The organism is Bacillus sp. LR_5, from assembly GCF_042709275.1.
This window is the reverse complement of the sequence record NZ_JAVAXX010000282.1, coordinates 1-8,038: the sequence shown is the minus strand read 5'-3', so window position 1 is coordinate 8,038 and position 8,038 is coordinate 1. Positions and strand designations below refer to the sequence as shown.

10 protein-coding genes and 2 tRNA genes are annotated in these 8,038 nt (G+C 43.2%); 1 reads left to right on the top strand and 11 read right to left on the bottom strand.

All coding sequences use genetic code 11. The features are described 5' to 3' along the window. The 4 genes from RAC86_RS31810 to moaC form a co-directional block, all read right to left on the bottom strand. Positions 1-293: twin-arginine translocase subunit TatC (locus RAC86_RS31810; protein ID WP_377886436.1), on the bottom strand; the 293-nt coding region annotated here is incomplete at its 3' end. Between the two features lie 6 nt (positions 294-299). Continuing rightward, positions 300-473 carry a sec-independent protein translocase protein TatAY gene (gene tatAY / locus RAC86_RS31805; RefSeq protein ID WP_003234072.1) on the bottom strand — a complete coding sequence of 58 codons (174 nt, stop codon included), beginning with the start codon at positions 471-473 and terminating at the stop codon, positions 300-302. Between the two features lie 21 nt (positions 474-494). Beyond that, entirely contained in the window at positions 495-1,142 is a 648-nt protein-coding gene (locus RAC86_RS31800) for a redox-sensing transcriptional repressor Rex (RefSeq protein ID WP_003234073.1), read from the bottom strand. Continuing rightward, complete coding sequence (moaC, locus tag RAC86_RS31795; RefSeq protein ID WP_003243499.1) at positions 1,139-1,651, bottom strand: cyclic pyranopterin monophosphate synthase MoaC; 513 nt, start codon at positions 1,649-1,651, stop codon at positions 1,139-1,141. The genes RAC86_RS31800 and moaC overlap by 4 nt, the downstream gene beginning before the upstream one ends. Before the next feature lie 125 nt (positions 1,652-1,776). On the opposite strand from moaC, the gene RAC86_RS31790 reads away from it, so the two are divergent. Then, positions 1,777-3,705 carry an ABC-F family ATP-binding cassette domain-containing protein gene (locus RAC86_RS31790; protein ID WP_029317385.1) on the top strand — a complete coding sequence of 643 codons (1,929 nt, stop codon included), beginning with the start codon at positions 1,777-1,779 and terminating at the stop codon, positions 3,703-3,705. A gap of 230 nt (positions 3,706-3,935) precedes the next feature. Here RAC86_RS31790 and tsaD read toward each other — a convergent pair whose 3' ends face one another. The 7 genes from tsaD to RAC86_RS31755 all read right to left on the bottom strand — a co-directional run bounded on the left by tsaD (position 3,936) and on the right by RAC86_RS31755 (position 7,966). After that, positions 3,936-4,976 (bottom strand): tRNA (adenosine(37)-N6)-threonylcarbamoyltransferase complex transferase subunit TsaD, encoded by a 1,041-nt coding sequence (gene tsaD / locus RAC86_RS31785; protein WP_003234076.1) that lies wholly within the window; start codon positions 4,974-4,976, stop codon positions 3,936-3,938. Further along, positions 4,969-5,424 (bottom strand): ribosomal protein S18-alanine N-acetyltransferase, encoded by a 456-nt coding sequence (gene rimI / locus RAC86_RS31780; protein ID WP_128740073.1) that lies wholly within the window; start codon positions 5,422-5,424, stop codon positions 4,969-4,971. The genes tsaD and rimI overlap by 8 nt, the downstream gene beginning before the upstream one ends. A gap of 9 nt (positions 5,425-5,433) precedes the next feature. Beyond that, the gene (gene tsaB / locus RAC86_RS31775) at positions 5,434-6,123 is read right to left on the bottom strand and encodes a tRNA (adenosine(37)-N6)-threonylcarbamoyltransferase complex dimerization subunit type 1 TsaB (protein WP_377886435.1); all 690 of its coding nucleotides are present in this window, start codon (positions 6,121-6,123) and stop codon (positions 5,434-5,436) included. After that, complete coding sequence (gene tsaE / locus RAC86_RS31770) at positions 6,104-6,580, bottom strand: tRNA (adenosine(37)-N6)-threonylcarbamoyltransferase complex ATPase subunit type 1 TsaE (protein WP_014479022.1); 477 nt, start codon at positions 6,578-6,580, stop codon at positions 6,104-6,106. The genes tsaB and tsaE overlap by 20 nt, the downstream gene beginning before the upstream one ends. Before the next feature lie 14 nt (positions 6,581-6,594). Further along, complete coding sequence (gene thiL, locus RAC86_RS31765; RefSeq protein WP_377886434.1) at positions 6,595-7,572, bottom strand: thiamine-phosphate kinase; 978 nt, start codon at positions 7,570-7,572, stop codon at positions 6,595-6,597. A gap of 180 nt (positions 7,573-7,752) precedes the next feature. Then, a tRNA-Asp gene (locus RAC86_RS31760) sits at positions 7,753-7,829 on the bottom strand. Between the two features lie 60 nt (positions 7,830-7,889). Continuing rightward, positions 7,890-7,966, bottom strand: a tRNA-Met gene (locus RAC86_RS31755). Positions 7,967-8,038 lie beyond the last annotated feature (72 nt).

The window sequence follows — 8,038 nt, the reverse complement described above, 5'->3', positions numbered from 1 at the left end:
AGACCCGGGCTCACAAAAGCCCAAAGCTGATAAAGAATAACCGGCGAGGTCAGGACTATGCCGATGATAAACGCAAACTGCATAAACACATATAGCGGGTCTGTCAGGTTAAACGCGTTAAGCGTAAGCTGCTTCGCTTCATCTGTTTCTTGCAGATACACAATAATCGGCTTCGCTAAAAAAAATCCAGCTATAAAGAAAACGACAAACGCCAGCGCTACAATCAGCAACCGTTTTCGAAGCTCAGCAATATGCTCCAGCAGCGACATTTGATTCACTTTCATTCGTGTCATCCTAACTTACTGATCTTCTTTCTTTTTTTCCTCTTCATCACTCGTTAATCCTTTTGTAGCGTTTTTGAATTCACGAAGTGTGTCTCCCGCTGCTTTCCCCAATTCAGGCAGCTTTTTGGGACCAAAGATAATCAGAGCAACGATTGCGATAACAGCAAGGCTTCCAGGACCGATCGGCATATTTGGGCTCCTCCTTTCCCTCTATTCGATTTCCTCTAAAACTGAATAATGCTTCAAAAAATAAACCAGTGACTGAAGCTCAACTGCTAAATCTATATGATGAATTCGAATGTGTTCCGGCACATTCAAACGGGCCGGCGTAAAATTAAGGATTCCCTTGATTCCTAATGCGACCAATCTGTCTGTAATGGATTGAGCGGCTACTGCTGGCACTGTAAGAATGGCAACTGATTCATCTTTTACGTGTTGTTCAAGGTCATCAAGGTTATAGACGGGCACGCCGCCTACCTCAGTTCCTATTTTACTCTCATTTATATCAAAAGCCATAGAAATTTTTGTGTTATTATTTTTTGTGAAATTATAGTGGAGAAATGCCGTTCCCAAGTTCCCGACACCAATCAAGATGACGTCTGTCATCTCATCCTGATCAAGCGTTTTTCGGAAAAAAGACAGCAAATAATCCACATTATATCCGTATCCTTTTTTGCCAAGAGCTCCAAAATAGGAAAAATCCCTCCGAATCGTGGCAGAATCAACCTTTACTGCATCACTAAGTTCAGCGGATGATACACGCTGTTTTCCTGACGCATGAAGATTCTTTAAAAAGCGATAGTAAAGCGGCAGCCGTTTCGCCGTCGCCTGCGGAATTTTTGATTGATCCTTATTCATTTTTGGTCCTCCAAATTATACTCGGATAGTTCTCTTTTAAAGTCACCGTTTTTCCCGCCTGTCTTCTCCAGCAAGAAAGTAGGGCCGATGACCATCCCCTTATCAAGGGCCTTGCACATATCGTAAACGGTAAGAGCGCACACCGATGCAGAAGTGAGCGCTTCCATTTCCACACCTGTACTCCCTTTCGTTTTGACCTGTGCTTTTATATGAAGTATAACTTCTGCTTCTTTTATTTTCCAGTCAAACGATATATCTACCCCGCTCAGTGAAAGGGGGTGGCACATCGGAATGATATTCGACGTTTGCTTTGCGGCCATAATGCCTGCCACCTGTGCGACAGCCAGTACATCTCCTTTGCCGATATCGTGACTTTGTATTTTCTCGTACACTTCATTCTTCATGTGTACGCTTGAAACAGCCGCCGCAGTACGGACAGTCGAAGATTTTTCGCTGATATCCACCATCTGGGCTCTGCCCTGTTCATTAAAATGAGAAAATCCATTCATATTAAAACGCTCCTTAAACAGATCATACACTATTTTCTTCTCTATGTCTTATATGGCCAATGTATTGTTTGCTGACTTCTGGTTCATAAGCTACACTTAACTTATTATAGCAGAGGTGAAATAATATGATGATCTTACAAGTTAATCAGCTGTCCAAATCGTTTGGTGCTGATACTATTTTAAACAATATAAAGCTGGAAGTCAGAAATCGTGATCGCATCGCCATTGTAGGAAGAAATGGCGCCGGAAAATCCACGCTCCTTAAAATTATCGCAGGCCAGCTTTCGTATGAAAAGGGCGAAATTATTAAACCGAAAGATATTACAATGGGATATCTCGCCCAGCATACTGGCTTGGATTCTAAGCTTACCATAAAAGAAGAGCTGCTGACTGTTTTTGACCACTTAAAAGCAATGGAAAAGGAAATGCGGGCTATGGAAGAAAAAATGGCGGCAGCTGACCCGGGTGAATTAGAAAGCATCATGAAAACCTACGACCGCCTTCAGCAGGAATTCAAAGATAAAGGCGGCTATCAATATGAAGCGGATGTAAGATCTGTGCTGCATGGTCTCGGCTTCAGCCATTTTGACGATTCTACACAGGTTCAAAGCCTCAGCGGAGGCCAGAAAACAAGACTGGCTTTAGGTAAGCTTCTGTTAACACAGCCTGATTTGCTCATTCTCGATGAGCCGACAAACCATCTGGATATTGATACGCTTACCTGGCTTGAGCATTATTTACAAGGCTATTCAGGCGCCATCCTCATCGTTTCGCATGACCGCTACTTTTTGGACAAAGTGGTAAACCAGGTATACGAGGTATCAAGAGCAGAAAGCAAAAAGTATCACGGCAACTACAGCGCTTATCTCGACCAAAAAGCCGCGCAGTATGAAAAAGATCTGAAAATGTATGAAAAGCAGCAGGACGAGATTGCAAAGCTGCAGGACTTCGTAGACCGAAATCTGGCGAGAGCCTCTACCACCAAAAGGGCGCAAAGCCGCAGAAAGCAGCTTGAACGAATGGAAGTCATGTCAAAACCGCTTGGCGATGAAAAATCCGCAAACTTTCATTTTGATATTACAAAACAGAGCGGAAATGAAGTCCTTCGTGTTCAGGATCTCACAATCAGCTATGAAAACCAGCCGCCGCTTTTAACAGAAGTGTCATTCATGCTCACAAGAGGAGAAAGCGCTGCGCTTGTCGGCCCTAACGGAATTGGTAAATCGACATTACTGAAAACATTGATAGACACCCTAAAACCAGATCAAGGAACGATCTCATACGGCTCAAATGTCAGTGTCGGCTATTATGATCAGGAACAGGCTGAGCTGACTTCCTCTAAACGTGTCCTTGATGAGCTGTGGGACGAGTACCCCGGGCTCCCAGAAAAAGAAATCAGAACGTGTCTCGGAAATTTCTTATTCTCCGGAGATGATGTGCTGAAACCAGTTCATTCACTGAGCGGAGGCGAAAAAGCAAGATTGGCTCTAGCTAAGCTGATGCTTCAAAAAGCCAACTTTCTCATCCTTGATGAACCGACGAACCATCTGGATTTAGACAGCAAAGAAGTTCTCGAAAACGCGCTGATTGATTATCCAGGCACACTGTTATTTGTCTCACATGACAGATATTTTATTAACAGAATCGCCACAAGAGTATTGGAGCTTTCTTCAAGCCATATAGAGGAGTATCTGGGAGATTACGATTATTATACAGAGAAAAAAACAGAGCAGCTTGAATTGGAGAAAATAAATCAGCAAGAGGAAACTGAAAAAACGCCAGCTACAGTGAAGTCTGACTCCAAACGTTCCTACGAGGAAGAAAAAGAATGGAAAAAGAAAGAGCGCCAACGACTCCGTCGGATTGAAGAAATTGAAACCACTGTTCAAACCATTGAAGAGAACATCAGCCGCAATGATGAATTGCTATGTGACCCTGAAGTCTATCAGGACCATGAAAAAGTACAAGCTATCCATGCAGACAATGAGAAGCTTAATCAGGAGCTGGAATCTCTTTTGTCCGAATGGGAAGAACTATCCACAGAAGAAGATTAAAAAAGTCAAGCACCTCTTTTTAGAGGTGCTTTTTATCCACAGAACATACCCTAATAAGCAAAACGAAGTAAGCGTTTTATACACAATATCCACAAAATATTCTGAATTTACCCACTTTATTAACAGCGACTTCAGCCCTTTATCCATCTATATCTCTATAATTACTCACAGACATGTGGATAAATTGTGAATTATCTGTTAATAACAAACATATAAAAAGTCTCACGCTATTATCTCGTGAGACTTTGATAAGAAGTCAATTCAAGGCCGGGCTGGCCATTCATATCATATGCACCGCGAATTCCTTTTTCAAAAGCAATTGTACCAGCAGCAGCAATCATCGCAGCATTATCCGTGCATAAAGCTAATGGAGGAATGACAAGCGTAATCCCTTCATGCTGGGCAAATTCCTTTTCTAATGCAGCTCTGAGGCCTCTGTTTGCAGCTACTCCTCCGGCTAAAAGGACCTGTTTGACATCATATTCCTTTGCCGCGCGCGCCGTTTTGGTTACCAAGACATCGATCACACTATTTTGGAAACTGGCAGACAAATCTTCCGGAGCAATCTCTTGCCCTTTTTGGGATGCATTATGAAGCGTATTGATCACCGCAGACTTCAATCCGCTAAAGCTGAAGTTGTAAGAGCCTTCTTCAAGCCATGCGCGAGGAAGCGGAATATTGTCATTCCCTTTTTCAGCTAGCTTGTCAATTTGCGGTCCACCCGGATATGGCAATCCCATCGTCCGCGCCACTTTGTCGTAAGCTTCTCCTGCCGCATCATCAAGGGTTTCCCCAATGACTTCAAATGATCCATGTTCCTTCATATAAACCAGTTCTGTATGGCCTCCTGAAACGACCAATGCCAGTGCCGGGAACACGATGTCTTCTACAAGACGGTTCGCGTATATATGACCGGCTATATGATGAACGCCTACTAACGGAATGTTATGGGCAAAGCTCAATGCTTTAGCGGCATTCACTCCGATAAGAAGCGCTCCCACCAGTCCCGGACCTTCTGTTACTGCAATCGCATCAATATCACTATACGTCATGCCAGCTTTGCGAAACGCCTCTTCTATAACCAAAGTGATTTGTTCAACATGATGTCTTGAAGCAATTTCCGGAACAACGCCTCCGAAGCGCTTATGGCTTTCAATTTGAGAGGCTACTACGTTTGAAATGATCTCTTTCCCGTTTTTCACAATAGCTGCAGCAGTCTCATCACAGCTTGTTTCAATTCCTAATACGTACATGTCTTTTTGCTCACTCATTTATCGTCACCCACATAATTAACGCATCTTCCCCGTTATCAGTATAATAGTTCTTTCTTATTCCGCCGGGCTGCATCCCGAATTTCTTATATAAGCCTTGAGCAGGATGATTCGAAACCCTCACTTCAAGCGAAAGCCGCCTTGCGTCTTTTTCTTTGCACAGTTCAACAGCTGAGCGAAAAAGCGTTTCTCCTAAAGACTTGCCGCGATACTCTGGTTTTATCGCTATATTTGTAATCTGGGCATCATCCATCACAATCCAAATCCCGCAATACCCAACAACATGGCCGTCCTTTTCAATCACGAGATAATGAGCATATGGATTTTCCAGCAGCTCATGATAAAACGAATCCTTCGTCCAAGGAGACGTAAAGGAGGATGCTTCGATTTCGTATACGTGATCTATATCTTCAAGCCGCATATTTCTGACCGCTGCTTTTGTTTTCATCCTATCACCCTACTTTTGACTTTCAATCCATTTCGCTTCAGCTTCTGCCAGCCGCAAGTAATCCGGGACAAGCCCATGAACATCAGCTGCTTCCTTTTCCTTCCCGAGAAAAGCCAATTCTGAAGGACGCGGGTTATGCTGGGCAGCAGTTCCAATGAATCCTTTTGTTCTAAGAACATCCTTTATCATCTGGTTGTGAATAGAAGTGTCGTGACCTAAAAACAAAACAGGGCGATCCTTTTCTTTTAGCATCTCCAGCCAATCTGCCAGCATCACATTTTGATCTGGAACAACTTGCTCTAAAAGCCCATTTTTATATTGATACAGACCTGTGTACACCTGTCCCCGTCTAGCATCAAAGATTGGGCTGATCAGACCGTCAAAATGCCGGCCATTTGCCGCAAGCGTCTCAAGACTTGATACAGCACTTATTGGAATGTCTAAAGACCAGGCAAGTGTTTTGGCCAACGTCACACCTATTCTTACTCCTGTGTATGAACCAGGGCCTTTTGCAACGACAATTTTAGAAAGGTCCTGCGGTGCCATATCACAATCATTCAGCAATGAATGAACAGCAGGCATCGCTCTTACAGAGTGGTTCTTTTTCAAATATGTAATGTATTCTGCTATAACAGTGTCTTCTCGAAGCAGCGCAATGCCCAATGTATAATTTGATGTATCAATTGCTAATATTGTCATGTCTACTTAACTCCTCACAAAGCATTTCATACCGATTCCCGACAGCAGTAAAGGTAATTTCCCGCTCATCATCACCAGCTCTTTTGATGACAATTTGCAGTCGCTCCTGTGGCAGCTGTTCTTCAATTAAATGAGCCCATTCAACGAGACAGACACCTTGTCCGTGAAAATATTCATCAAGTCCCAAATCTTCACTTTCATCTTCCATTCTATACACATCCATGTGATAAAGAGGAAGTACGCCATCGTTATATTCTTTTATAATTGTAAAAGTCGGACTGTTTACAATACGTGTAATTCCCAGCCCTTCTGCAAAACCTTTCGTAAAAGTCGTTTTTCCTGCACCTAAATCGCCCTCTAATGTCAGGACGTCTCCCGGTTTAGCAAACGCTGCCGCAAGCTTGGCAATTGCTTTTGTTTCTTCTGGATTTACAGTTCTCCATTTTAATTGCTTCACACGAGTCACCCGTCTTATTTAAAATGATTATATCCCTTTTTCTCTAAGATCATTGATGTTTGATCTGTTTTTAGGATCACTTTAGATTTTGTTTTTTCCCTGACATGGCCAATCTTTGTAATGGGAAGTTGACGTGCTGCGCACTGCTGCTTCAACACTTCCCACTCCTCTTTTGAAACCGTCCCTGTCAGCTCAAAATCCTCACCGCCAAACAAAGCCCATTCTTTCCAGTTAGGATGAAGCTTAGGCAAATCAGAATGAATTGGAAGCATGCTTTCAACAATTTCAATTGAAACACAGCTGGCTTCTGCAATCTCGTTCAGTTCACTAGCCAATCCGTCACTAACATCATTTAAAGCTGCCCGTTTAAAAATCGAGCAAAATCTGCCGACGCTTACTCTTGGCTCAGGCCGTTTATGCCTGTGTATAAAGTAATCCGTGTCAATAGAAGAATTTTGAGGATGAGTCTCCTCTAATAATAAAGAAAGCCCTGCTGCAGAAGAACCGATTTCACCGGTTACAAACACAATATCATTCGGTTTTGCTAAGCTGCGCAAACAGGCCTGTCCCTTTTCAATTTCACCGATCACAGTGACTGTAACGACTAATTTGTCAGCGGTAGAAACTGTATCGCCGCCAATCAGATCCATATGATATAGTTTCGCCAGTTCATTCATTCCTTCATACATCGCCTTGATTTCAGATTCAGTCCATTTTGAAGGTACCGCAAGTGATACCAGATAAAACTTAGGAATGCCTCCCATCGCGGCAATATCACTTATATTAACGGCTAACGCCTTATACCCGATATCTTCAGGTGAGGAATAGTGTAATTTGAAGTGCACGTCTTCTACCATAGTATCAACACAAACAATTTCCTGAACGCCGTGTTTCGCAGTGTAGAGCGCTGCATCATCACCTATTCCTACATCAACGGAAGAATGGTGAATGGTCCGCGGAGTAATGCTATGTATCAAATCAAATTCATCCATGAACCAAAATCTCCTTTCACCCCTGCATATGCCTATATGTGCTCTTCCTAGTTTATCGAATTTTGCTGGAATATCCAAGATGTTCCCGATATAAAGAAAGCTTGGCTATGACACCAAGCAGAAGATACAGTAAAAGAAAACACAAAAAAAACGAAAACATGATCGTTTCGTTTACATTAATGGCGGTCCGGACGGGACTCGAACCCGCGACCTCCTGCGTGACAGGCAGGCATTCTAACCAACTGAACTACCGGACCATATTTGTATAAGATTATTTTAGTTGTACCCTTAGGGCACTCCTTATTTAATCATATATTTGGTTGCGGGGGCAGGATTTGAACCTGCGACCTTCGGGTTATGAGCCCGACGAGCTACCGAACTGCTCCACCCCGCGATGATAAAAGTAATGCTTGGCGGCGTCCTACTCTCACAGGGGGAAACCCCCGACTACCATCGGCGCTGAAGA